General features: G+C 73.3%; 20 protein-coding genes. 15 read left to right on the forward strand and 5 right to left on the reverse strand.

All coding sequences use genetic code 11. The features are described 5' to 3' along the window. Positions 1-244: 244 nt before the first annotated feature. From glgX to ACFZAM_RS22840, 5 genes are all read left to right on the forward strand, one after another. On the forward strand, positions 245-2,383 hold the full coding sequence (glgX, locus tag ACFZAM_RS22820; RefSeq protein WP_391048730.1) for a glycogen debranching protein GlgX: 2,139 nt from the start codon (positions 245-247) through the stop codon (positions 2,381-2,383). Positions 2,384-2,617: 234 nt separating this feature from the next. Next, positions 2,618-5,140, forward strand: a complete 2,523-nt coding sequence (gene treY / locus ACFZAM_RS22825; protein ID WP_391048733.1) for a malto-oligosyltrehalose synthase — start codon at positions 2,618-2,620, stop codon at positions 5,138-5,140. A gap of 301 nt (positions 5,141-5,441) precedes the next feature. Beyond that, a complete protein-coding gene (locus tag ACFZAM_RS22830) occupies positions 5,442-6,392 on the forward strand; it encodes a GNAT family N-acetyltransferase (protein ID WP_391048734.1) in 951 nt (316 codons plus the stop codon). 251 nt (positions 6,393-6,643) lie between these two features. Then, on the forward strand, positions 6,644-8,410 hold the full coding sequence (gene treZ, locus ACFZAM_RS22835) for a malto-oligosyltrehalose trehalohydrolase (RefSeq protein ID WP_391048737.1): 1,767 nt from the start codon (positions 6,644-6,646) through the stop codon (positions 8,408-8,410). Next, the gene (locus ACFZAM_RS22840) at positions 8,407-8,559 is read left to right on the forward strand and encodes a hypothetical protein (protein WP_223186409.1); all 153 of its coding nucleotides are present in this window, start codon (positions 8,407-8,409) and stop codon (positions 8,557-8,559) included. Before treZ ends, ACFZAM_RS22840 begins: the two co-directional genes overlap by 4 nt. A 16-nt stretch (positions 8,560-8,575) precedes the next feature. Here ACFZAM_RS22840 and ACFZAM_RS22845 read toward each other — a convergent pair whose 3' ends face one another. Both ACFZAM_RS22845 and zapE read right to left on the reverse strand, forming a co-directional pair. Next, positions 8,576-9,550: a PPK2 family polyphosphate kinase gene (locus tag ACFZAM_RS22845; RefSeq protein ID WP_355338694.1), complete on the reverse strand. Its 975-nt coding sequence runs from the start codon at positions 9,548-9,550 to the stop codon at positions 8,576-8,578. Positions 9,551-9,569: 19 nt separating this feature from the next. Beyond that, on the reverse strand, positions 9,570-10,607 hold the full coding sequence (gene zapE / locus ACFZAM_RS22850; RefSeq protein ID WP_391048743.1) for a cell division protein ZapE: 1,038 nt from the start codon (positions 10,605-10,607) through the stop codon (positions 9,570-9,572). A gap of 181 nt (positions 10,608-10,788) precedes the next feature. On the opposite strand from zapE, the gene ACFZAM_RS22855 reads away from it, so the two are divergent. The 6 genes from ACFZAM_RS22855 to ACFZAM_RS22880 all read left to right on the forward strand — a co-directional run bounded on the left by ACFZAM_RS22855 (position 10,789) and on the right by ACFZAM_RS22880 (position 16,258). After that, positions 10,789-11,550 carry a pyrimidine reductase family protein gene (locus tag ACFZAM_RS22855; RefSeq protein ID WP_355338688.1) on the forward strand — a complete coding sequence of 254 codons (762 nt, stop codon included), beginning with the start codon at positions 10,789-10,791 and terminating at the stop codon, positions 11,548-11,550. A 210-nt stretch (positions 11,551-11,760) separates the two neighbouring features. Beyond that, positions 11,761-12,228: an indole-3-glycerol phosphate synthase gene (locus ACFZAM_RS22860; RefSeq protein WP_355338685.1), complete on the forward strand. Its 468-nt coding sequence runs from the start codon at positions 11,761-11,763 to the stop codon at positions 12,226-12,228. A 320-nt stretch (positions 12,229-12,548) separates the two neighbouring features. Continuing rightward, on the forward strand, positions 12,549-13,943 hold the full coding sequence (gene murC / locus ACFZAM_RS22865; RefSeq protein ID WP_391048745.1) for a UDP-N-acetylmuramate--L-alanine ligase: 1,395 nt from the start codon (positions 12,549-12,551) through the stop codon (positions 13,941-13,943). 10 nt (positions 13,944-13,953) lie between these two features. Next, positions 13,954-14,358: a peptide-methionine (R)-S-oxide reductase MsrB gene (gene msrB, locus ACFZAM_RS22870; protein ID WP_391048748.1), complete on the forward strand. Its 405-nt coding sequence runs from the start codon at positions 13,954-13,956 to the stop codon at positions 14,356-14,358. A gap of 430 nt (positions 14,359-14,788) precedes the next feature. After that, positions 14,789-15,586 carry a peptidyl-tRNA hydrolase gene (locus tag ACFZAM_RS22875; protein WP_391049031.1) on the forward strand — a complete coding sequence of 266 codons (798 nt, stop codon included), beginning with the start codon at positions 14,789-14,791 and terminating at the stop codon, positions 15,584-15,586. 162 nt (positions 15,587-15,748) lie between these two features. Continuing rightward, on the forward strand, positions 15,749-16,258 hold the full coding sequence (locus ACFZAM_RS22880; protein WP_391048750.1) for a hypothetical protein: 510 nt from the start codon (positions 15,749-15,751) through the stop codon (positions 16,256-16,258). Here the strand turns inward: ACFZAM_RS22880 and hemQ are convergent. Continuing rightward, positions 16,207-16,959 carry a hydrogen peroxide-dependent heme synthase gene (gene hemQ / locus ACFZAM_RS22885; RefSeq protein WP_355338673.1) on the reverse strand — a complete coding sequence of 251 codons (753 nt, stop codon included), beginning with the start codon at positions 16,957-16,959 and terminating at the stop codon, positions 16,207-16,209. The genes ACFZAM_RS22880 and hemQ overlap by 52 nt on opposite strands. Positions 16,960-17,042: 83 nt before the next feature. After that, positions 17,043-18,455 carry a protoporphyrinogen oxidase gene (hemG, locus tag ACFZAM_RS22890; protein ID WP_391048753.1) on the reverse strand — a complete coding sequence of 471 codons (1,413 nt, stop codon included), beginning with the start codon at positions 18,453-18,455 and terminating at the stop codon, positions 17,043-17,045. A gap of 148 nt (positions 18,456-18,603) precedes the next feature. On the opposite strand from hemG, the gene ACFZAM_RS22895 reads away from it, so the two are divergent. Then, positions 18,604-19,734, forward strand: coding sequence for a DUF4349 domain-containing protein (locus tag ACFZAM_RS22895; RefSeq protein ID WP_391048756.1), 1,131 nt, complete (start codon positions 18,604-18,606; stop codon positions 19,732-19,734). Between the two features lie 4 nt (positions 19,735-19,738). Here the strand turns inward: ACFZAM_RS22895 and hemE are convergent, their stop codons facing one another. Beyond that, positions 19,739-20,779 carry a uroporphyrinogen decarboxylase gene (gene hemE, locus ACFZAM_RS22900; RefSeq protein WP_391048758.1) on the reverse strand — a complete coding sequence of 347 codons (1,041 nt, stop codon included), beginning with the start codon at positions 20,777-20,779 and terminating at the stop codon, positions 19,739-19,741. Between the two features lie 559 nt (positions 20,780-21,338). Here hemE and ACFZAM_RS22905 point away from each other — a divergent pair. The 3 genes from ACFZAM_RS22905 (at position 21,339) to ACFZAM_RS22915 (ending at position 24,356) form a co-directional block, all read left to right on the forward strand. Continuing rightward, positions 21,339-21,971: a DUF3000 domain-containing protein gene (locus ACFZAM_RS22905; RefSeq protein WP_188280407.1), complete on the forward strand. Its 633-nt coding sequence runs from the start codon at positions 21,339-21,341 to the stop codon at positions 21,969-21,971. 247 nt (positions 21,972-22,218) lie between these two features. Next, on the forward strand, positions 22,219-22,884 hold the full coding sequence (locus ACFZAM_RS22910; protein ID WP_188280408.1) for a LuxR C-terminal-related transcriptional regulator: 666 nt from the start codon (positions 22,219-22,221) through the stop codon (positions 22,882-22,884). 215 nt (positions 22,885-23,099) lie between these two features. Next, entirely contained in the window at positions 23,100-24,356 is a 1,257-nt protein-coding gene (locus ACFZAM_RS22915; RefSeq protein WP_355338660.1) for a ribonuclease D, read from the forward strand. The last annotated feature ends 169 nt before the right edge of the window (positions 24,357-24,525 follow it).

The raw sequence follows: 24,525 nt of genomic DNA on the forward strand, positions 1-24,525 counted from the left end.
TCCCACCCCCGTCCACGATCAAGGAAGGGTACTGCGGTGCAGGGTGCCCCGCAGCCCTGTTGACCCTACTTGACTACTACCGGACAAGCTCATCACCCTTGCGGTAGCTGGCTGTTGTGGCTTTGTCACCCTCGGGTGGACCAGGTGGGAGGATGCACTCTCGGCAACGAATTCGGCAACGAAGCTGGCCGGGTGCGCGGAATCGGTCCGCGCTCTCCCGGTCCGGGAGTGGAAGAGTCACGAGATGCAAGTCTGGCCGGGTCAGTCGTACCCCCTGGGTGCCACCTTCGACGGCGCGGGCACCAACTTCGCCGTCTTCTCCGAGGTGGCGTCCCGTATCGAGCTGTGCCTGCTGCACGACGACGGGTCGGAGACGGCCGTCGAGCTGCGCGAGGCGGACGCCTTCGTACGGCACGCCTACCTGCCGGGGGTGATGCCGGGTCAGCGGTACGGCTTCCGGGTGCACGGGCCCTACGACCCGCCCCGCGGCCACCGCTGCAACTCCGCGAAGCTGCTCCTCGACCCGTACGCCAAGGCGATGAGCGGCAGCATCGACTGGGACGAGGCGGTCTACGGCTACCGCTTCGGACAGCCCGACTCGCGCAACGATCTGGACTCCGCCCCGCACACCATGACGTCCGTCGTGGTGAATCCGTACTTCGACTGGGCCGACGACCGCGCCCCGCGGATCGATTATCACAAGACCATCATCTACGAGGCCCACGTCAAGGGCCTGACGATGACTCACCCGGGTCTGCCGGAGGAGATCCGCGGCACCTACGCGGCGCTGGCTCACCCGGCGGTGATCGGCCATCTGGTGGAACTCGGGGTGACGACACTGGAACTGATGCCGGTGCATCAGTTCATCCAGGACCACCGTCTGGTGGACGCGGGCCTCGCGAACTACTGGGGTTACAACACCATCGGCTTTTTCGCGCCGCACCATTCGTACTGCTCGCTGGGCGACCGCGGGCAGCAGGTGCTGGAGTTCAAGACGGCGGTGCGCGCGCTGCACCGGGCCGGGATCGAGGTGATCCTGGACGTGGTCTACAACCACACGGCCGAGGGGAGCCACCTCGGGCCGACGCTGTCGCTGCGCGGCCTGGACAACGCCTCGTACTACCGGCTCGGCGGCGACAAGCGGTACTACACGGACACCACGGGCACCGGCAACAGCCTGCTGATGCGCAGCCCGCACGTCCTCCAGCTCATCATGGACAGCCTGCGCTACTGGGTCACCGAGATGCACGTGGACGGCTTCCGCTTCGACCTCGCGGCCACACTGGCCCGGCAGTTCCACGAGGTGGACCGGCTCTCGTCCTTCTTCGACCTGGTCCAGCAGGACCCGGTGGTCTCGCAGGTGAAGCTGATCGCCGAGCCGTGGGACGTCGGCGAGGGCGGCTACCAGGTGGGCAACTTCCCACCCCTGTGGACCGAGTGGAACGGGAAGTTCCGCGACACGGTACGGGACCTGTGGCGCGGCGAGAGCGCCACGCTGGCCGAGTTCGGCTCCCGGCTGACCGGTTCCTCCGACCTCTACCAGGACGACGGCCGCCGCCCGTTGGCCTCGGTCAACTTCGTCACCTGCCACGACGGTTTCACGCTGCGCGACCTGGTGTCGTACAACGACAAGCACAACGACGCCAACGGCGAGAACAACCGTGACGGCGAGAGCTTCAACCGGTCGTGGAACTGCGGTACGGAGGGGCCGACGGAGGACGAGAAGGTGCGGTCGCTGCGCGGGCGGCAGATGCGCAACTTCCTCGCCACGCTGATGCTCTCGCAGGGCGTGCCGATGATCTCGCACGGCGACGAGTTCGGCCGCACCCAGAAGGGCAACAACAACGTCTACTGCCAGGACAACGAACTGGCGTGGGTGTCCTGGCCCGGCAAGCCGGACGACGGCGGGCCGAACGACGAGGCGCAGCAGTTGCACGAGTTCCTGCGCACGATGGTGTGGCTGCGGCGCGACCACGCCGTGTTCAGGCGGCGGCGCTTCTTCCACGGGCGGCCGGTCGAGGGCACGCACGACGAACTGTCGGACATCGCCTGGTTCACGCCCGAGGGGCAGGAGATGGCGCAGCGCGACTGGCAGGCGGCGCACGCCAGGTCGATGTCGGTCTTCCTCAACGGCAACGCGATCTCCGAGCCGGGGCCGCGCGGCGAGCCGGTCACCGACGACTCGTTCCTGCTGATGGTCAACGCGGCGCCGAAGCCGCAGGAGTTCGTGGTCCCGGTCAACCACGGCATGGAGTGGCAGCTCGTGGTGGACACCCAGTTGGCCGGGGGCGTCCCGCCGGGCACCGGCCAGCGCGTACAGGCCGGGGACCGGGTGGAGCTGGCCGACCGCAGCATGGTGGTGCTCCAGCGCCCGGCGCTGTAGCGGCCCGGGCGGCGCGACACGTGCTCCGCGTAAGGCGGCGCGGCCGGTGACCCGCGGGTCGGCGGCGCGGCCGGTGGCCCGCGGGTCGGCGGCGCGGCAGGTGGCCCGCGGGTCGGCGACGCGGCCGGCCTGCCACGGGGAAGGACGGGCCGCTTTCGGCGATACGGACGGCGTCCGGGGAGACCCGGGCGCGTTCGGCCGCTTCACGGCCGAATCCGGGGTAGAGAAGACCTCATGACCGGACTTCCCGTGACGCCCTCCGCCACCTACCGGGTGCAGGTGCAGCCCGGCTTCACCTTCGCCGACACCGCCGCGCACGTGCCGTACCTGGCCTCGCTCGGCGTCTCGCACCTGCATCTGTCGCCGATCCTCGAAGCGGTGCCCGGCTCCACCCACGGCTACGACGTGGTGGACCACTCGCGGGTACGCGAGGAGCTGGGCGGCGAGCAGGGCCTGCGGGCACTGTCGCACACCGCCCGCGAGCACGGCCTCGGCCTGATCCTGGACATCGTCCCCAACCACATGGCGGTGCCCGCGCCCGAACACCTCAACGGCCCGCTGTGGGAGGTGCTGCGCGACGGTCCCGGCTCCGCGTACGCCGACTGGTTCGACATCGACTGGGCCGCGCTGGGCGGCAAGGTGCTGCTGCCCGTGCTGGGCGACCCCCTGCCCGACGTCCTCGGGCAGCTCTCGGTGGTCTCCGACAAGCGCGCGGGCGGCGAGGTGCTGCGCTACTACGACCACCGGTTCCCGCTGCGGCCGGGCACGGAGAATCTGCCGCTGCCGGAACTGGTGGAGGCGCAGTGGTACCGGCTGGCGTACTGGCGGCAGGCCCGCACCGAGCTGAACTACCGCCGCTTCTTCACGATCTCCGACCTGATCGCGGTCCGCGTCGAGCGGCAGGACGTCTTCGAGGCCACCCACGCGACCGTGCTGCGGCTGCTGCGCGAAGGCGTCGCCGACGGGCTGCGGATCGACCACCCGGACGGCCTCGCCGACCCGGCGGGCTACCTGCGCCGCCTGGCCGAGGCCAGCGAGGGGCGGTGGACGGTGGTGGAGAAGATCCTCCAGCGGGACGAGGCGCTGCCCGCCGACTGGGCGTGCGCGGGCACCACCGGGTACGACGCGCTCGACCGGATCGACGGGCTGTTCACCGACCCGGCGGGCGTCGCCGAAGTGACCGACTTCTACCGGGAGTTCACCGGCGTCGAGGACAGCCGCGGCGGCCGGTGGGAGCCGACCGCGCGGCGCGCCGCCCACCGCATCGTCGGCCACGACCTCGCCGCGGAGGTCTCCCGCCTCGCGGCGAGCGCGCAGCGGGCGCAGGGCCCCGGCACGGGCGGCGGGACCGAGGGGGCGGGCGGGCCGGTAACAGCCGAGCACCAGGAGACCGACCCTTACACGGCGCCCTATGCGACGTCCGTGTTGGAGGAGGCGCTGCGCGAGCTGCTGGTCCGTATCCCGGTGTACCGCCCGTACGTACGCCCCGGCACCCCGGCGACGCCCGGCGACACCCTGATGGTGACCGAGGCCGCCTCCAGTGCGGCGGAAAGCGCCGACGGGCGGCTCGCCCCGGCGATCGGCCTGCTGCGCGACCTTGCGCTCGGCCGCCCGGCCGAGGGCGCGACGGTGCCCGGTGAGGACGCCGACGACTTCGCCGTCCGCTTCGCGCAGGTCGCCTCCGCGCTGCACGCCAAGTCCGTCGAGGACACCGCCTTCTACCGCTACTCGCCGCTGCTGTCGCTGTGCGAGGTCGGCCGCAGCCCGGCGCATCCGGCGACGGCCCCGGAGGAATTCCACGCCTATTGCGCGCGGATCCAGCGCGACCACCCCGGCACCGGCACCGTCCTGTCCACGCACGACACCAAGCGCAGCGCCGACCTGCGGCTGCGGCTGGCCGTCCTGTCCGAACTCCCCGACGCCTGGCGGGAGTGGATGGGCGCCCGCGAGGCCCGCGCCGAGCGGTCAGGCGACGCGCCCGCACCCGACCGGCACACCGCGTACACCGTCTTCCAGACCGGCGTCGGCCTCGGCTTCTGCCACCCGGACCGGCTGGTGCCCGCCGCCCTCAAGGCGGTCCGCGAGGCGGGCCTGCACACCTCGTGGACCGAGCAGGACGAGGCGTACGAGAAGGCCGTCACCGACTTCACCGAGCAGGGCCCGTGCGGCGCGGGCGTCTACGACGTCGGTGAATTCGTCAACTCCCTCGCCCCGTACGCCGACGCCAACGCGCTCGGCGCGGCGCTGGTGCACCTGACGATGCCGGGGGTGCCCGACGTCTACCAGAACACCGAATTCCCGGTGTACACCCTGGTCGACCCGGACAACCGCGGCCCCATGAACGGGCCGGTCGGCGGGACCCAGCGGTTCGGCGTCGACCGCACCCTGGACGGCCTGCTGGACGGCGCCGCGCCGGGCTCCTTCGACGAGGCCAAGCTGCGCCTGACCGCCGTGGCGCTCCGGCTGCGGCGCGACCGCCCCGAGTGGTACGGCCCCACCGCCTCGTACATCCCCCTCGTCGCGCAGGGTCCTGCCGGTGACCACTGCCTCGCCTTCCTGCGCGGCGGCTCCGCCCTCACCGTCGTCACCCGGCTGTCCGCCCGCCTCGCCGCGGCGGGCGGCTGGCGCGAGGCGTCGCTGCCGCTCCCTCCGGGCCGCTGGCACGACCGCCTGGGCGGCGGGACGTACGAGGGCGCGGCCCCGCTGGCCGAACTGCTGGGCCGCAGCCCTGTGGCCCTGCTGACCCCGGAAAGGTGAGCGCGGAGAGGCGAGCCCGGAGAAGTGAGCGCGGCGAGGTGAGCCCGGCGGCCTGAGCCGCCCCCGCCCGCTCCCGCGCACCCGCGTCGCCATCCCGACAGGGCCGCCGCGTAAAACCGGTGGCCTTGTCGGCCGTCGCCCGCCTAGGGTGCTGATCACGCCCATGACCGGACGAGAAGGAGGCGAGAGCGATGACGTACATCACTGTGCCGCGCTCCCGCCCCTCCGCAGGGCGTCCGTAGATCCACGGGGAGATGGTCCCGGGAGCGCTCCGTCGAACTCCCGAAGGAATCGCTTCACCATGTCCGATCTGGTTTTCCGCCCGCTGGTCGCGGGCGAGTCCGCCCTGTTCAACTCCCTTGCCGAGACGGCATCCGGCACGCGTACCGGCACCGGCGACACGTTCGTCGGCCGCGCCCTGCTCGGCCAGTCCTTCGCGACCCTCGACGCGGGCGGCGAGTACCGGCCCGAGTGGTCGTGGGTCGCGCTGCGCGGCGCGAAGGTCGTCGCGCGGGCCGCGTGGTGGGCCAAGCCCGAGGACAGCGAGCCGCTGGCCCTGGACTGGTTCGACTTCGCCGAGGGCGAAGCCGAGGCGGCGACCGAACTGCTGCGCGCCGCGCCGTTGAACACCGAGTACAGCCTGCTGCTGCCGCCCGACTGGCGCGAGCGCCCCGACGTGACGGCGGCGGCGCGGAGCCGCGCGGCGGCCGTCGAGGCCGCGGGGCTGCGCGAGCTGGTCGAGCGGTACCGCTACGAGTGGACGGCGGACTGCCCGCTGCCGCCGCGCACCGGGCGTCTTGAGTACCGGCCCGAGCCGGACGACACCGCCTTCCGGGCCGTCATGGCCCGCATCATGGAGGGCACTCTCGACGCCCACGACCGCCGGATGATCGCCGAACAGGGCCTGGAGGCCGCCCTCGACGAGACCATCGGCTTCTTCGACTGGTTCCCCTCGCCCGCCGACTGGCGGCGGGTGGCGTACACCCCGGACGGCGAGGTGGCCGGGCTGCACGTGCCCGCGCGCAATCCGGCCGGCCCGTGCATCGGCTTCATCGCCGTGGTGCCCGAGCAGCGGGGCCGCGGTTACTCGTACGACCTGCTGGTCGAGTGCACTCACGACCTGGTCGACCGCGGCGCGGTCAAGGTCGCGGCGGCCACCGACCGGACGAATGTCCCGATGGCGCGGAATTTCGCGAAGGCGGGGTACCCGATCGTTCAGGAGCGGATCGACTTCGTCCCCGACGCAGTGTGATGTTCCCCCGCTGATCCGCTCGCGGTGATGCGGGAGGCCGTTCCGTGGGCATGCATGTGCCCGGGGTCCGTGGCGCGGCCACGGCCCCGGGCACCCGCGAGGAACGGCCTCGGGGGCGCCCGCACAGAAGACCGCCGTACAGAAGACTGCCGTACAGAAGACCGCCGTACCGCCGTACAGAAAACCGCTGTACGGAGAACTTCCGCGCGGAAGACCGCCGCGCGGAAGACCGAAGACGCTGAACGAACCGGATGACGAGACGGGAGCCGTGGGTGCTGTTCGAGGTGTGGGCGCCGGATGCCCAGCAGGTGGAGATCCTGATCGACGACCGCACACGGCACGGCCTCGGCCCCGACCCGGCGCGGGCCGGCTGGTGGCGCGCGGAGGTGTCCGCCAGGCCGGGCACGCGGTACGCGTATCTGCTCGACGGCGGTCCGCCGCTGCCCGATCCGCGCTCGCGCCGCCAGCCGGAGGGCCCGGACGGGCCGAGCGCCGTCGTCGACCACGACGCGTTCGCCTGGACGGTGCCGTGGCCGGGCCGCGCGCTGCCCGGCGCGGTGGTCTACGAACTGCATGTCGGCACCTTCACCCCCGAGGGCACCTTCGACGCGGCGATCGAGCGGCTGCCGCACCTGGCCCGGCTGGGCATCACGCACATCGAGCTGATGCCGGTGTGCCCGTTCCCCGGCACCAACGGCTGGGGGTACGAGGGCGTGTCGCTGTGGGCGGTGCACGAGCCGTACGGCGGCCCCGAGGGAATGAAGCGATTTGTCGACGCGGCGCACAAGCAGTGCCTGGGCGTCGTCCTCGACGTGGTCCACAACCACCTGGGCCCGTCGGGCAACCATCTGCCGCCGTTCGGCCCGTACTTCACCGACCGGCACCACACCCCCTGGGGCGACGCGGTCAATCTGGACGCGCCCGGCTCCGACGAGGTGCGGGACTTCCTGATCGGCAGCGCGCTGTCGTGGCTGCGCGACTACCGGCTCGACGGGCTGCGCCTCGACGCCGTCCACGCGCTGGTGGACACGCGCGCCCTGCACTTCCTCGAGGAGCTGTCGACGGCCGTGGACGGGCTGTCAGCCGCGCTCGGCCGCCCGCTGTTCCTGATCGCCGAGTCCGATCTGAACGACCCGCGGACGACGGCCCCGCGCCAGGCGGGCGGCCTCGGCCTGCACGCCCAGTGGAGCGACGACTTCCACCACGCCCTGCACGCGGCCGTCACCGGCGAGGCGCAGGGCTATTACGCGGATTTCGCCGCCGCCGGGCCCGCCGCGGTGGCCAAGACGCTCACCGGGGGCTTCTTCCACGACGGCAGTTGGTCCTCCTTCCGCGGCCGGCACCACGGCCGCCCGCTGGACCGGGCCGCCGCGCCCGCCCACCGGCTGCTGGGCTACGCGCAGACGCACGACCAGATCGGCAACCGCGCGACCGGCGACCGGCTCACCCCTGACCAGCTCACCGTGGCCGCGGCCCTCGTCCTGACCTCGCCGTTCACCCCGATGCTCTTCATGGGCGAGGAGTGGGGCGCGGGCACGCCCTGGCAGTTCTTCACCGACCACGACGACCCGGAGCTGGGCGCGGCCATCACGCGCGGGCGGCGCCGCGAATTCGCCGACCACGGCTGGGCGGAGGAGGACGTGCCCGATCCGCAGGACCACGCGACCCGGGACCGCTCGTGCCTGGACTGGGCCGAGCCGGACAAGGCGGGGCACCGCGAGCTGCTGGAGTGGTACCGCGGGCTGATCGCGCTGCGCAGGTCGGAGCCCGCCCTGACCGATCCCCAGCTCGACACGGTCGCGGCGACCGCGGGCGGCCGGACGCTGCGGCTGGCCCGCGGCCCCTTCCGTACGGTCGTGAACTTCTCCGACGCGCCCGCGCGGGTGCCGCTGGACGTGCCGTGCGAGGTGGTGCTGGCCCGGCCGTCGTGCAAGGTGCTGCCGGGCCCGGACGCGGCCGTCCAGCTTCCGCCCCGGGGGGCCGCCGTGCTGCGCGCCCGCGCTACGGTGAACGGGTGACACAGACGACCCCGACGCCCGACGCGGAAGCCCTCGCGGACTGCGTGCTGTGCGGTGAGCCGACCGAGTATCCGGCGAGCACGCGCGGCGCGACGTACTGCCCGGTGTGCGAGTGGCAAGAGGCGCAGCGCACCGCGTGCTCCGGCTAGGACCGGGGCACGCGGGTCAGGTCTTGAGGAGCGCGACGCGGTTCTCCTCAATGTCGAAGTCGGCCTTCGGATAGGCCGGGTCGATCAGTTCGAGGTGTTCGAGCAGCAGCTTGGCGACCGCCCAGTTCCGGTACCACTTGCGGTCGGACGGCACGACGTGCCAGGGCGCGGCGTCGGTCGAGCAGCGCTCCAGGGCCACCTCGTACGCCTTCTGGTACGCGGGCCACAGCGCGCGCTCGCTGATGTCACCGGGGTTGAACTTCCAGTGCTTGTCCGGGTTGTCGAGCCGCTTCAGCAGCCGCTCGCGCTGCTTGTCGTAGCTGATGTGCAGGAAGACCTTGACGACGGTGACGCCGTCGTCGGCGAGCGACTGCTCGAAGCGGTTGATGACGCTGTAGCGGCGGCTCCAGGTGGCGCGCGGCACGAGGTCGCGCACGCGGGCGATCAGCACGTCCTCGTAGTGCGAGCGGTCGAAGACGCCCAGCTCGCCGGGGCGGGGCAGCGCGCGGCGGATGCGCCATAGGAAGGGGTGCTGGCGCTCCTCCTCGGTGGGCGCCTTGAACGCGGTGACGCGGATGCCCGACGGGTTCAGCCCGGAGGACACGTGCTTGACGGTGCCGCCCTTGCCCGAGGTGTCCATGCCCTGGAGCACCAGCAGCACGCAGTGCGGGTCGCCCGCGGTGCTCTGCGCCCACAGCCGCTCCTGGAGCTCGGCCAGCCGGGCGCGCAGCTCCGCGGTCGCGGCCAGGGCCGTCGCCTTGTCGCGCGGGCCGCCGGGGGTCGCGGAGGGGTCGTACGCCCGCAGGTTGACCGGTCCGCCGCCGGGCGGCACGCGCAGCAGGGAGCGCAGGCCCGGGTCCTTCTGCGCCTTCTTGGCGGCGGCGTCGGCGTGCTTGCCGCCCCGGCCGTCCTCGTGCGCGTGCCGGTCCACGTGCGCGTGCTCGGCGCCGTGCTTGCCCTTGCCCTTGTCCTTGCTCCCGCTCTTGGCCATGCACCGATCCTGCGCCGGATCAGCGGTCTCCGCCAGTGCCGGTCAGCTTCTCGGCGTCCCGCGCGAGCGCGGTGAGCCGGGAGACGGCGCGGAAGTACTTCTTGCGGTAGCCGCCCGCCAGCATGTCCTGGCCGAAGACGCGGTCGAAGGGCACGCCGGAGGCCAAGACGGGGATCTCGCGGTCGTAGAGCCGGTCGGCGAGCACCACCAGGCGCAGCGCGGTCGCCTGGTCGGTGACGGGTTCCACGCCGCGCAGGAAGACGGCGCCGACGCCGTCGCAGAGCGCGCCGTAGCGGCTGGGGTGGACGGTGGCCAGGTGCGTGGCCAGCGCGCCGAAGTCGTCGAGCGCGGCGCCGGGTGTGACGGCCGCGGCGGCGGTGACCTGCTCGTCGGTGTGCGGGGTCGGCGCCTCGGGCAGGCCGCGGTGCCGGTAGTCCTCGCCGTCGATCCGCAGGCTGGTGAAGCGGGCGGACAGGCCCTGGATCTCCCGCATGAAGTCGGCGGAGGCGAAGCGGCCCTCGCCGAGCTTGCCGGGCAGCGTGTTCGACGTCGCCGCCAGCCGTACGCCCGCGTCGGCGAGCTTGCCGAGGAGCGTGGACACCAGCACCGTGTCGCCCGGGTCGTCCAGTTCGAACTCGTCGATGCAGACCAGCCGGTGGTCGCTGAGCGCCGCCACCGCGTGCTGGAAGCCGAGGGCGCCGACCAGATTGGTCAGCTCCACGAACGTGCCGAACGCCTTGCGCTCGGCGGGCGCCGGGGTGGCGTGCCACAGCGACGCCAGCAGGTGGGTCTTGCCGACGCCGTAACCGCCGTCGAGGTAGACCCCGCCGGGGCCGCCGGGCGCGGGTGCCTCCCGCCGGAACCACCGCTTGGGCGTCGGCGCGGCCGTCAGCGACGCCGCGAAACCGGCCAGGGCCCGTACGGCCGCGGCCTGGCTGGGCTGATTCGGGTCGGGCACGTAGGTCTCGAACCTGACGCCGTCGAACCGCGGCGGCGGCACCATCTCCGCCACCAATCGCTCCACCGGCACATGCGGCGTGCGCGCGCTGAGTGACACGGGCCCGCCATCGCCGCCTATCGCGGCACTCCCAGACGAAACGACAGAGGTCGACACAGCTCACCAGCGTAGTGCCTCCCGGTTCCGCCCCCGCCGGCATGTGTCCGACCCCACGCGTACGGGGGCGGCGGGCCGAGGGCGCCGACCGGCCCGTAGCGGCGCGGCGTGGGAGACTTCGGGGATGCGACGGCTCTATCCCGTAGCGGGAGCGAACGATTCGGCCGGGCTGGAGACCCCGCTCGGTCTGGCGGACGCGTACGCGTACCCCGAACGGGGAGCGGGCCCGTACCTCCGGGCCAACATGGTGTCGTCGCTGGACGGCGCGGCCCGGTACGACGGCAGGTCGGCGCCGCTGTCGTCGGAGGCGGACATGCGGGTCTTCGGCGTGCTCCGCGCGCTGGCCGACGTGGTGCTGGTGGGTGCGGAAACGGTTCGCCTGGAGGGCTACCGGCCCGCGAGGGCCCGCGAGGTGTTCGCGGCGCGCAGGGCGGCGGACGGCCAGACCCCGGCCGCCGCCGTCGCGGTGATCAGCCGCGGACTCGATCTGGACTTCACGACACCGCTGTTCACCGCGCCGGTCACCCCCACCCTGGTGCTGACCGGCGCGTCGCCGCCCGCCGACCGCGTCGCCGCCGCCCGCGCGGCGGGCGCCCATGTGGTCGTCGCGGGCGACGGCGAAGGCGTCGACCCGGTCCGCGCGGTGCGCGAGTTGGCCGCGCTGGGCCACACGCGGCTGCTCCACGAGGGCGGCCCGCGAGTCCTCGCGCAGTTCGCCGCGGCCGACACGCTGGACGAACTGTGCCTGACCGTCGCCCCGGTGCTCGGGGGCGGCGACGCGCCCCGGATCATGCACGGCCCCGACGTTCCGGGCCCGGCCCGCCTCGTCCCGCGCTCCGTCCTGGAGGAGGACGGCTTCCTGTTCACCCGTTACGTCCGGGCCTGACCGCCCGACCGTCCCACCGACACCCCTCATGCCACCCACCTGACCAGCGGCGCGCCGCACGGTGGAACCGCGACCGAAAAAAGCGGATTCCCTCGTTCCGTTTTGCTCCGCGCGGGAACACTTACCCGAGTGCCCCGCGAAGATCGGGGCAGGATCGTTCCAACGCCGGCCCGGTGGCCCCGACGAAGCACGAGAAAGAAGGACGCGTCCGTGTTCACGACCGTACTCATGATCGAGAAGCCGCTCGCACCGGCCGACGTGGAGCTCGTCACCTCTCTCCACGGCGACGAGCAGGTCTCCTTCGTCGTGCTCATGCAGCCACGCGGCGACCAGGACCGGCTGTTGCGGGCCGTCGACGACGTGGCGCTCGGCTATCTGGATGACGCCGCGCACGAGGACCGCGAGCCGGAGGGCGACGACGCCACCCCGGTCGCGGAGCGGGCCCTGGCGCACTCCCTGGAGGCGCTGCGCGCCTCCGGCGCGGAGGCGGTGGGCCGGATCGTCGACAAGCACCCGCTCGACCTGCTGCGCACGGTCGTCGAGGAGACCAACGCCGACGAGGTCATCGTGCTCACCGCGCCGCACTTCGTGGAGGAGTTCTTCCACCGCGACTGGACGTCGCGGGCGCGGCACAAGGTGGGGGTGCCGGTGCTGAAGCTCTTCGCCGAGCACGATTAGGCGCAGCGCGCGATGAGCCGCCGAGCGCGATGAGCCGCAGGGCACGATGAGGCGGCGAGCGCGGTGAGCGCGGCGAGGCGGTGCCGCGCCGCCCGGCGGCTCGGGCGTCGTGTGTCCCGGGCACCCCTTGCAGAAACGTCTCGCCGGGCGGGGGGTGCCACGGGTGCGTGGTCAGGGTCGGCGCGCGGTGCCACGGGCGCGCGGGCAGAGTCGGCGGAAGGTGCCACGGGCGCGCGGGCAGAGTCGTCCGCGCGCCCGGAGGTGCGAGAATCAGGACCCGGTCAATAAACGAACCACGCACATCTCCGGGAGACCTCCGTATGAGCCCGTCCGTTCCCCCCGCCATGGACCGACCGCACTTCATCGGCATCGGCGGCGCCGGAATGTCGGGGATCGCGAAGATCCTCGCGCAGCGCGGGGCGCGGGTGGCGGGCAGTGACTCACGTGAGTCGGAGACGGCGGGCGCGCTGCGCGCGCTCGGCGTGACCGTGCACATCGGCCACGACGCGGCGCACCTGGCGCAGGACGCCACCTCGGTGGTCGTCTCCAGCGCGATCCGCCCGGAGAATCCGGAGCTGGCGGCGGCCCGCGAGCGCGGCGTCCCCGTCGTGCACCGCAGTGACGCGCTGGCCGCGCTGATGGAGGGCACCCGGCCTATCGCGGTCGCGGGCACCCACGGCAAGACCACCACCACCTCGATGCTGGCGGTCGCGCTGACGGCGCTCGGCAGCGAGCCGTCGTACGCGATCGGCGGCGACCTGGACGCGCCCGGCTCGAACGCGCACCACAGCGGCGGCGAGATCTTCGTCGCGGAGGCCGACGAGAGCGACCGCAGCTTCCACACGTACGCGCCGGAGGTCGCGATCATCCTCAACGTGGAGCTCGACCACCACGCCAACTACGCCTCGATGGACGAGATCTACGACTCCTTCGAGACCTTCGTCGGCAAGATCCGCCCCGGCGGCACACTGGTGATCTCCGCCGACCAGCCGGGCGCCGTCGAGCTGACGAAGCGGGTACGGGACATCGGCGGTCTGACCATCGTGACGGTCGGCGAGGCCGAGACCGCCGACGTACGCATCACGAAGATCAACCCGCGCGGGCTGACCAGCGAGGTCACCGTCGTCATCGACGGCCGCCCGCTGACCTTCACCGTCTCCGTGCCGGGCCGCCACTACGCGCACAACGCCGTCGCCGCGCTCGCCGCGGGCACCGCGATCGGCGCCCCGACCCGGAATCTGGCCTCGGCCCTCGCGAAGTACACCGGCGTCAAGCGGCGCCTCCAGCTCAAGGGCGAGGCGGCGGGCGTCCAGGTCATCGACTCCTACGCCCACCACCCGACCGAGATGGCCGCCGACCTGGAGGCGATCCGCGGCGCCGCCGGGGACGCCCGCGTCCTGGTCGTCTTCCAGCCGCACCTCTTCAGCCGCACCCGCGAGCTGGCCACCGAGATGGGCGCCGCCCTCGCCCTCGCCGACGCCTCCGTCGTCCTCGACATCTACCCGGCCCGCGAGGACCCGATCCCCGGTGTGACCAGCGCACTCATCATCGACGCGGCCCGCGCGGCGGGCGCCGACGTGACCGCGGAACACGACAAGCAGGCGGTGCCGGACGTGGTCGCAGGAATGGCGAAGCCGGGTGATCTCGTTCTCACCATGGGCGCGGGCGACGTGACCGACCTCGGTCCCCTGATTCTCGCCCGCCTCGGCAGCTGAGGAGACCTCCATGTCCTACGAAGTCAGCAAGTCCGACGAGCAGTGGCGCGCCGAGCTGTCGCCGGAGGAGTACGCGGTCCTGCGCAAAGCCGGTACCGAGCGGCCCTTCGTCGGCGAGTACACCGACACGAAGACGACCGGCGTCTACGCCTGCCGTGCCTGCGGCGCCGAGCTCTTCCGCTCCGACACCAAATTCGAGTCCCACTGCGGCTGGCCCTCCTTCTACGACCCCGCCGACACCGACGCCGTCGAACTCATCGAGGACCGCACCCTCGGGATGACCCGCGTCGAGGTCCGCTGCGCCCGCTGCGGCTCCCACCTGGGCCACGTCTTCGAAGGCGAGGGCTACGGCACACCGACCGACCAGCGCTACTGCATCAACTCCCTCTCCCTGACCTTGACCCCCACGGAGTAACCCCTCCGGGGGTGCGGTGCGCCTCCGGCGGGGGGCAGCCGTTCAGCGCCGCGGGGACTGCGCGACCAGCCCCCGCGGCGGAACGGGCCCCGAAGGGGCGCTGGGGGCACCTCCCGGCCGAAGGCTGGGGGAGGAACTGCGCGGCCCGCCACGACGGCGGGCCACCGTCTCCACGGCGGGACGGGCCCCGAAGGGGCGCGAGGAACTGCGCGACCAGCCCCCACCGGCCGGTGGTCCGGAGACAACCGAACCGCCCCGCCGGGGCGGGCGGTGCCCCTGCGGGAGCATCGTGGCTGGCACGACGACATCGGCGGGCGCCACCGGTTCCGGCGTGGCCGCCGCGGCCGCCGCAGCCGCCGCCGCTTCCGTACGCACCGACGCCGCACGCCACGGCGGATCGGCGTCCAGCAGCGGGTGGCAGACTGGGGCGGTGAGCAGCCCCTTCCAGCACCAGGCCGCCGACCGCGACGCGGCACCCCAGTTCGTCCTCCCGCTCGTCGTCCGGATCGAGCGCGACGCGCCCCCGACCCGTACCGACGCTCTGGAGACAGCGGCGCGCGCCGTCCTCACCCTGCTCTGCGACGAGCGCGCGACGGCCGACGACGGCGAGTGGGCGCAGGCCGTACGGAACTGGCAGGACGCCAGAATCCGCAAGGTCGTACGGCGGGCGCGCGGAGCGGAGTGGCGGCGGGCGGCGGCCCTGCCGGGCATCACGGTGACGGGATCGGGATCGGGATCGGGGTCCGCGTCGGGATCGGTGCCGGGGGCGGACACGGAAGCGGGTACGGCCGATGTGCCGCCCGCCGAAGTGCGGGTCTACCCGCCCGTGCCGCTCGACGGCTGGCCGAAGGAACTGGCCAAACTCCAGGTCTCCGGCACGGAGTTGGACGACCCGCAGCCGCCGTCACCGCTCGAACCCGGCGACCCGCGCCCCGTCCTGTGGATGAATCCCGACGTCACCATGTCGGCCGGGAAGGCCATGGCCCAGGCCGGACACGGTGCCCAACTCGCCTGGTGGGAGCTGTCGGACGCCGACCGCGACGCCTGGCGCGCCGCCGGTTTCCCCCTGGCCGTCCGCACCCCCTCCCCCGCCCTGTGGACCCGCCTGAGCGCCTCCGCGCTCCCCGTCGTCCGCGACGCGGGCTTCACCGAGGTCGCCCCGGGCTCCGCCACCGTCGTCGCCGACCACCCGTCCCTGCGCGCGCATCCCGCCCCCGGCCCGCTCTGACGGGCCCCGCCAGCCCGACCGCGGAGTTATCCACAGGCCGAGAACGCGGTGTCGGCGGAGTCCGATAGAAATCCCTCATGTGGATTCTTCTGCTGCTCGTCGCGTGTGCCGCGGCGACCGCCGCCGGCGCGCGCCTGTGCCTGGCCGGGGTCGCCGCGGCCGGTGGAGCGCCCGGAGAGCGGCTGCCCACGGACGGCGTCGAACTCGGGCGGTACGAAACGGCGTTCCTGGCCGGAGGCCGTACGCGCGCTCGGCGAGCGGCTGGTGGCCGCCGGGCTCGGGGTTCCGGCGGCGGCACGCGAACGGCTCGCGGCGGGGGTGCGGCAGGTGCGCGGCGCCACCGGGCTGACGTTGGCGATGGCGGTGGCCACCGTCGCGCTGAACGGGTCGGTCCGTGCGCCGGACGGCACGCCCGCGCTGCTCTGGTACGTGCTGCCGCTGCTGCTGACGGGGGCGTGCTGGGCGGTGGCGCGCGTCGAGGTCTATCCGTACACGCGGTGGGCGGCCCCGGCCGGGCAGGAGGCGCTCCGGGGGATACCCCGGGACGCGCCGCCGCTGTCGGCCCTGGCCGCCCGTGGGCCGCGCACGCCGCGCGACCCCGCGATACGGGCGCTGCTGCGTCAGGCCAGGCCCGCGACCAGGTCGGCGATCTCGCGGCGCCGGCCGGTGTAGAAGGGAACTTCCTCGCGGACGTGCAAGCGGGCCTCGGAGGCGCGCAGGTGCCGCATGAGGTCGACGATCCGGTACAGCTCGTCGGCCTCGAAGGCCAGGATCCACTCGTAGTCGCCGAGCGAGAAGGACGCGACGGTGTTCGCCCGCACGTCGGGGTAGCCACGGGCCATCTTGCCGTGGTCGGCGAGCATCCGGCGGCGGTCCTCGTCCGGCAGCAGGTACCAGTCGTAGGAGCGCACGAAGGGATAGACGCTGACCCACTCGCGCGGCGTCTCATCGGCGAGGAAGGCCGGAACATGCGACTTGTTGAACTCCGCCGGGCGGTGCAGCGCCATGTTGGACCACACCGGCTCCACCGCGCGCCCCAGCTTGGTGCGGCGGAAGAGGTTGTACGCCTCCTGCAACTCCTCGGCCGTCTCCGCGTGCCACCAGATCATCAGATCGGCGTCGGCCCGCAGCCCCGAGACGTCATAGGTCCCGCGGATCGTGATGTCCTTGGCGGCGAGCTGCGCGAACAGCTCCTCGACCTCGTCCGCGTACCCGCCGCGGTCCTCGGGCAGGGTGTCGCGCAGTCGGAACACCGACCAGAGCGTGTAGCGAATGACCTCGTTGAGGTCCTTGGCCTTCTTCCCCGCGTTGGGGGCCTTCGCCGACGTGGCGTCGGCGGAATCGGAAGCGCGGTCGGCAGTCGAGTCGGTCATACCCCCCATTCTCCCGCGCCCCCCGGCGCTCCCGGCACCAGGGTCCCCCACGACGCCCGCGGGGCCACCCGGCGCGGAGCCGTTCAGCCCCGCGGCAGCAGCTCGGCCGCGGCGCGGTGGGCTCCGGCGATGCAGGCGGGGATGCCGACGCCGTCGTAAGCGGCGCCGCAGGCGGCCAGGGCGGGGAGCTTGGTGAGGTGTTCGCGGACGCGGGCGACGCGGGCGAGGTGGCCGACCGGGTACTGGGGCAGACCCGCGGTCCAGCGGGTGACGCGGGCGGCGATCGGGGCGGCGCGCAGGCCCACGGCGGCCTCCAGGTCGTCGCGGGAGAGGCGGACGAGGTCGGTGTCGTCCCAGGCGAGGTCCGCCTCGTCGCCGTGGCGGCCGATGGAGGTGCGCAGGACGACGGTGTCGCCGCCTGCCTCGCCGAGCCAGCCCCATTTGCGGCTGGAGAAGGTGGACGCCTTGATGGTGCGGCCGTCGACCGGCGGGACGAGGAAGCCGCTGCTGTTGGGCAGCCGTGTCATCTCACGGCGGCGGAAGGCCATGGTGACCAGCGCCATGCCCGCGTATTCGACGGTGTCCAGTTCGGCCGCGGCGGCGGGCGACTCGGCGGCGAGCAGCCGGGCCGCGGTGGGCGCGGGCACGGCGAGCACCACGGCGTCGGCCTCCAGCGCGCGGCCGTCGAGGCCGACCTGCCAGCCGTGCGGGGTGCGCCGCAGCTCGCGTACGGGCGCGTCGGTCTCGATGGTGACGCCCGCGGCGCGGCACGCCTCGGCGACCGCGAGCGGCAGCCGTCCGACGCCGCCGCGGATGCCGTTGAAGACCGGTCCCGCGCCGCCCGCCCTGGCCGCGACCCGGCGCTGGATGTCGCGGGCCGCCTCGATCAGGGAGCGCCCGGTGCGCATGGCCTCGAAGAGCTGCGGCACCGCGGCGCGCAGCGAGATCTCGTAGGCGTTGCCCGCGTAGACGCCGCCGAGCAGTGGTTCGACGAGCCGGTCCACGACCTCGTGGCCGAGCCGGGCGGCGACGAAGGCGCCGACCGCGACATCGTCGCCGAGTTCGGTGCGCGGCAGTACGTGGTCCAGCGGGAGCCTGGCGAGACCCGCGGCGGACAGCACACCGGACGAGGCGAGCGGCCCGAGGTCGCCGGGCACGCCCATGACGTGTCCCTTGGGCATGGGCCGCAGCTTGCCGCGCGTCCACAGCGCGGCGCCGAGCACCGCGGGCGGCTCCAGGTCGTCGCCGAGCCCGACCTCGCGGGCCAGGGCGATCGCCTCGGGGCGGCGGGCCAGCATCGACTCGGCGCCGAGGTCGACCGGCACCCCGGCGATCTCGTCGGCGTACAGCTTGCCGCCCAGCCGCGACGACGCCTCCAGCAGCGTGACGCGGACGCCCGCGCCCGCCAGCCGGTGCGCCGCGGCGAGTCCGGAGATTCCGCCGCCGATGACGATCGCGTGTTCAGGAGCGCCCGTGCCGTTGTGCGTCTGGCTCATGCGTCCACTGTCTCAGACTCCGTTCCGAGTTCCGAACGTGATCCCATCGCTACCGCGGGACCGCAACCCGGCGCGGACCGTCCACGTCCAACTGTCACTACAGGTCACTAGGCGGGCCTCACGAGGCTCGCACCCGGGGGGAATTGACGTGAGGACACACAGACCCGGAGCGCCGCGCACCGGGCGCGCGCACCACGCCGGCCGGCGCGGACGACGGCGGCTGGCCGCCGTCCCTGCCGCGCTGCTGCTGGCCGCCTCGCTCGCGGTCGCCGGGTGCAGCAGCGAAAGCGGCGGCGCTTCCGACAAGGCCGCCGCCCCGGCGGCCCGCGGCCAGGACGACAGCGGCAGCGACTCGATGAAGAACGGCGGCAGCGGTACGGACGCCGGGAACGCGCCTTCCGGTACGCCCGGTTCCGCGTCGGACAAGGCCGCCACCACCGGCAACAACGCCAAGCCGTCCGCGCCCAGCTACCTCGTCCGTACGGCCCACCTGACCGTCCGCACCCCGAAGGTGGGCGACGCGCTCGACAAGGCCCGCGCGATGGTCGCCGACGCGGGCGGTTACGCGGGCACCGAGGACACCTCGGTCGACGCCGGGGGCCACGAGCAGTCGACGATCCAGCTCCGGGTGCCGCCCGCGGCGTACGACGGTCTGCTGACCCGGCTGGCCGGGCTCGGCACGCTGATGGAGCGCAAGGTCGGCGTCGAGGACGTCACCGGCCAGGTGGTCGACGTACAGAGCCGGATCAAGTCGCAGCAGGCCAGTGTGGCCCGGGTGCGCAAGCTGATGGACCAGGCGGGCTCGCTCAGCGACGTGGTGTCGCTGGAGCGCGAACTGAGCACCCGCGAGGCCGACTTGGAGTCCCTCCAGGCGCAGCAGGCGGCACTGCGGGAGCGGACGGATCTGGCCACGGTGACGCTGCGGCTGGTCGAGCCGCCGGTGAAGCACGTCGCGGCGAAGCCGAAGCCGAAGCACGAGGACGGATTCTGGACGCAGGTCGGCCACGCGCTGGGCGGCGGCTGGCACGCCTTCTACGTGACGATCCGCGGTGTGCTGGTCGTCCTGTCGGCCGTGCTGCCGTTCCTGGTGGTCGCGCTGGCCGGCTTCATCGGCTACCGGCTGGTGCGCCGCCGCTGGCCCCGGCAGGAGCCGCCGACAATGGCGCCGCGCCCCTGGAGCCCGTCCTCGCACGCGCCGATCCACCCGCAGCGCACGCCCTCCACGGCTCCGGCGGGTACGGACGCGCCGGAGCGTGCGGAGGAGCCGCCGACGGACTGAGCCGTCACACCTCGGTCGAGGTGTGCACGAAGTCGACGAGACGGGTGAGAGCGTCCGGGTCGGTGCTGGGCAGGACACCGTGGCCGAGGTTGAACACATGGCCGGTGGCCGGGGCCGCGTCCAGCACCTCCCGGGCCTTCGCCTCGACGGCCGCCGTCGGGGCGAAGAGCACCGACGGGTCGAGGTTGCCCTGGAGCGCCTTGCCGGGACCGACCCGACGGCCCGCCTCGTCCAGCGGCACCCGCCAGTCGACGCCGACGACGTCCGCGCCCGCCTCGCCCATCAGACCGAGCAGTTCGCCGGTGCCGACGCCGAAGTGAATGCGCGGGACGCCGTAGTCCTCGACCGCGTCGAAGACCTTCACCGACGCGGGCATCGCGTAGCGCCGGTAGTCGACGGGCGCGAGCGCCCCCACCCACGAGTCGAAGACCTGGACGGCGCTCGCGCCCGCCTCGATCTGCACCTTCAGGAAGCCCACGGTGATGTCGGCGAGCAGGTCCAGCAGGTCACGCCACAGCTCGGGGTCGCCGTACATCAGCGCCTTGGTCCGCTCGTGGTTGCGCGACGGGCCGCCCTCCACGAGGTAGCTGGCCAGCGTGAAGGGCGCGCCAGCGAATCCGATCAGTGGCGTCTCGCCGAGTTCGGCCGTCAGCAGGCCGATCGCCTCGGTGACGTAACCGACGTCCTCGGGCTCCAGCGCCCGCAGCCGCTTCAGGTCCTCCCGCGTACGGATCGGGTCCGCCACCACCGGGCCCACGCCGGGCTTGATGTCGAGGTCGATCCCGATCGCCTTGAGCGGCACCACGATGTCGCTGAAGTAGACCGCCGCGTCGACCTTGTGCCGCCGCACCGGCTGCATCGTGATCTCGGCGATGAGGTCGGGCCGCGTGCACGAGTCCAGCATCGCGACGCCCTCGCGAATCTTCAGGTACTCGGGCAGCGAACGCCCGGCCTGCCGCATGAACCACACCGGCGTATGCGGCACGGGCTCGCGCCGACAGGCGCGGATGAACGGGGAAGCAGCGGTCTGCTGGTGCGCACTCACGCCGAGAATCCTCCCACGTCTCCCCCACCACCCCCACCAAGGGGGCTGCGCCCCTAGCACCCGTCCGCGCGAGGGTCCTGCGCCCCGACGGCACCGCTGCGCAGGTGGGTTCGCCGGTGGGTGCGGCTGCGCGAGGGGCTGCGCCCCTACGGCACCGCTGCGCGGTGGGGTTCGCCGGTAGCCAGCGAGCCAAAGGCGGCGCCGGTGTCGAAAGCGACGATGAGCAGGGAGCGAGGAACGAGCGACCGTCGAAGAGGAGCGTCGACACCGGATCTAAGCCGCCGGAGGCGAGAGGGCGGCAAAAAAAGGGAATCGCGGTGAGCATAGAAAAGACGGCTCCCACCCCCGCCCCCCCGTACCGCTGACCCCACTCAAGACCGCCCCCCCCTTGACGTTCACCCCACAACCACCCCAGCCGCGAACCCCGCCGCGCAGTCGGGGGGTTGGGGGCGCGTGGCAGGCGCAAGGGTGCTCCTCGCGGGGAGCGGGAAGGCGCCCCGAAGGGCAATAAGGGTGTTGTTCCGAGCCCGGAGGGCATCGGCGGCTTAGTCTTCCGGGCATGGCAGCGGTTCACGGGCACCTCGGCGACGGCAGTGACGACGTCCCCCTCCCCTTTCGGCGCTCGGTGGACACCCTGCGCTCGGTGCGGGTGAGGCCGGAGGTCAGGATCGAGGAGACGGCCGCGCCGAAGCGGCTGGCGTCGTACGCGTACGCGCTGGAGGCGACGGTGCTGGCGGACGGCGAGGAGCTGGCCGACGGGCGGTTGGTGCTGCTGCACGAGCCGGACGGGCACGAGGCGTGGCACGGCGCGTTCCGCCTGGTGACGTTGGTGCGGGCCGAGTTGGAGCCGGAGATGGCGGGGGATCCGCTGTTGCCCGAGGTGAGCTGGTCCTGGCTGACCGGGGCGCTGGCGGCGCGCGGGGCGGCGTACAACGACCCGAGCGGTACGGTCTCGCGGGCGTCGTCGCACTACTTCGGCGCGCTGGCGGACCGGGTGGACGACACGCAGATCGAGATCCGGGCGTCGTGGACGCCGAGGGAGCGGGCGGGGGGCGCGCCCGAGGTGGCGGCGCACCTGGCGGCCTGGTGCGATCTGCTGTGCGCGTGCGCGGGTCTGCCGCCGTCGGAGGGCCCGGAGCCGTTGGTGCGCGGGGGCAGCGGCGTGGTGCCGATGCCGAAGCGCCGTACCTGAGTCCGTCGGACCGCTTCCGTAGCCCGGCGTACCGCCCCGGCCTGCGGTGACGTCACGCGCCCCCGATGACGCGCCCCCGCGCACTCCCCGGCGTATCGCGCGGCGCACTCACTTCTCGCATGTTCGATTTCTCGTCCGAATTGCCGGAAATGATCCTCAATAAATCGTGATCTTTCCCTAAAGGCCGGAGCAATTGCTGCCGAAGGAGATTGTGACCGTTTCAGTCCCCTTTGCCACAGGAGGCCCGGTGTCCGTTCTTCTCGAGCAGCCCACGAGCCTGGTCGCCTACCGCCCCAGCAAGCCGACGGCCATGGTCGTCGTAGCCGACCCCCGCGTCCGCTCCACTGTCACCCGACACCTGTGGGCTCTCGGGGTTCGCGACGTGATCGAGGCCTCGTCCATCGCCGAGGCCCGTCCCCGGGTCGGTAACCCCCGCGACATCTGCGTCGCCGATGTCCATCTCCCCGACGGCTCCGGCCTCACCCTGCTCGCCGAGACCCGCGCGGCAGGCTGGCCCAACGGCCTCGCACTCTCCGCCGCCGACGACATCGGCGCCGTGCGCAACGCGCTTGCCGGGGGGGTGAAGGGCTATGTCGTGACCGGCACCCGCAACAGCCCCGGCGGTCTCGCCACCCGGCCGGGACTGGCGCCGCTGGGCGCCACCGCGGCCCGTATGCAGCGCCGCCCGCCGGGCGCACCCGGCCACCCCAGCGGCTACCGCGAGCTGTCCGGCCGCGAGGTCGAGGTGCTGCGGCTGGTCGCGGAAGGCCAGTCGAACAAGGCGATCGGCGTCTCCATGGGCCTTTCGGCGCTGACCGTCAAGAGCCACCTCGCCCGGATCGCCAGGAAGCTGGGCACCGGGGACCGCGCCGGCATGGTCGCGGTGGCCCTGCGCACCGGAATCATCCACTGAGGCCCCGGCCGTGAGCGACCCCCGGCGGAACGTTCCGCCGGGGGTCGTTTCGTATACGCGCGCCCGTGTCCGCGCGTACGCCCGCCGTATACGCGCGCGCGTCGGCCGTCCTGGCGGTGCCGCGGCCCCGGCGCTCACGGACCCGGCGGCGACGTACCGTACGCCCTGTCCGTTGGATCTCCACCTGACACGCCGTACCCGGCTACCCTTAACAAGTGACCGACGCCAGAGAGACCGCAACCCAAGCAGGCCCGGCGCCGGTCCCGCTGCTGGACCCGCGCGAGGGAATCCCGCCGGTGACCGCCAGCCCGGAGGCTCTCGCAGATGTCGTCGCGGCTTTCGCCGCGGGTTCCGGTCCGGTCGCCGTCGATGCCGAGCGCGCCTCCGGCTACCGCTACGGGCAGCGGGCCTATCTGGTCCAGTTGCGCCGCGCCGGAGCAGGGACCGCGCTGATCGACCCCACGGGATGCCCCGACCTGTCCACCCTGGGCGACGCCCTGACCGGCACCGAGTGGGTGCTGCACGCCGCCACCCAGGATCTGCCGTGCCTGTCCGAGATCGGCATGCACCCCACCTCGCTGTTCGACACCGAACTGGCCGGGCGGCTGGCCGGGTTCGCCCGGGTCGGCCTCGGCGCGATGGTGGAGAACGTGCTGGGCTTCGCACTGGAGAAGGGCCACTCGGCGGTGGACTGGTCCACCCGCCCGCTGCCCGACCCGTGGCTGCGGTACGCCGCGCTCGACGTCGAGCTGCTGGTGGATCTGCGGGACGCGCTGGAGGAGGAGCTGCGCACCCAGGGGAAGCTGGAGTGGGCGCTCCAGGAATTCGCGGCCATCGCCGCCGCCCCGCCGGCCGCGCCGCGCGTCGACCCCTGGCGCAGGACCTCGGGCATGCACAAGGTGCGGCGGCGTCGGCAGATCGCCGTGGTGCGCGAGCTGTGGCTGGCGCGCGACCGTACCGCCCGTGAGCGGGACGTCTCCCCCGGCCGGGTGCTCAGCGACGCCGCGATCGTGACGGCGGCGCTGGAGAGCCCGCCGAACGCGCACGCGCTGGCCGCCCTGCCCGGTTTCGGGCACCGGATGGGCCGCCGCCAGCTCGACCAGTGGCAGTCCGCGATCGACCGGGCGCGCGCGCTGCCCGAGCGGGAGCTGCCGCAGCCCGCCGCCGCGTACACCGGCCCCCCGCCGCCGCGCGCCTGGGCGGACAAGGACCCGGTCGCCGCCGCCCGGCTCTCCGCGGCGCGCGCCGCGGTGAGCGCGCTGGCCGAGGAGCTGAATCTCCCCCAGGAGAATCTGATCACCCCGGACACGGTGCGTCGGCTGTGCTGGGCGCCTCCGGCGAACGCGAGCGAGGAGGTCGTGGCCGCCCAGCTCGCGGACATGGGCGCCCGCCCGTGGCAGGTCGAGCTGACCACCCCGCTGCTGACGGTCGCGCTGACCGCCCGCCCGGCGGACCCGCCCCCGGGCGAATAGCCCGCCGGGGCCGGTGGTCCGTCCGCGGGTGGCGGTTCCCCGTCCGTGGTCCTGCGTCGGTGGTCCGCCGCCGGTGGTTCCGTGTCGAACGGCCGACCCGCCCGCGGCGCTCCCTCAGGGTCTCCCGCCACAGGGGTAACCTTCGGTAACATCCGTGCGATGTGAGCTG

It is taken from the genome of Streptomyces sp. NPDC008079 (assembly GCF_042957385.1).
In the GTDB taxonomy this organism is placed as follows: Bacteria; Actinomycetota; Actinomycetes; order Streptomycetales; family Streptomycetaceae; genus Actinacidiphila.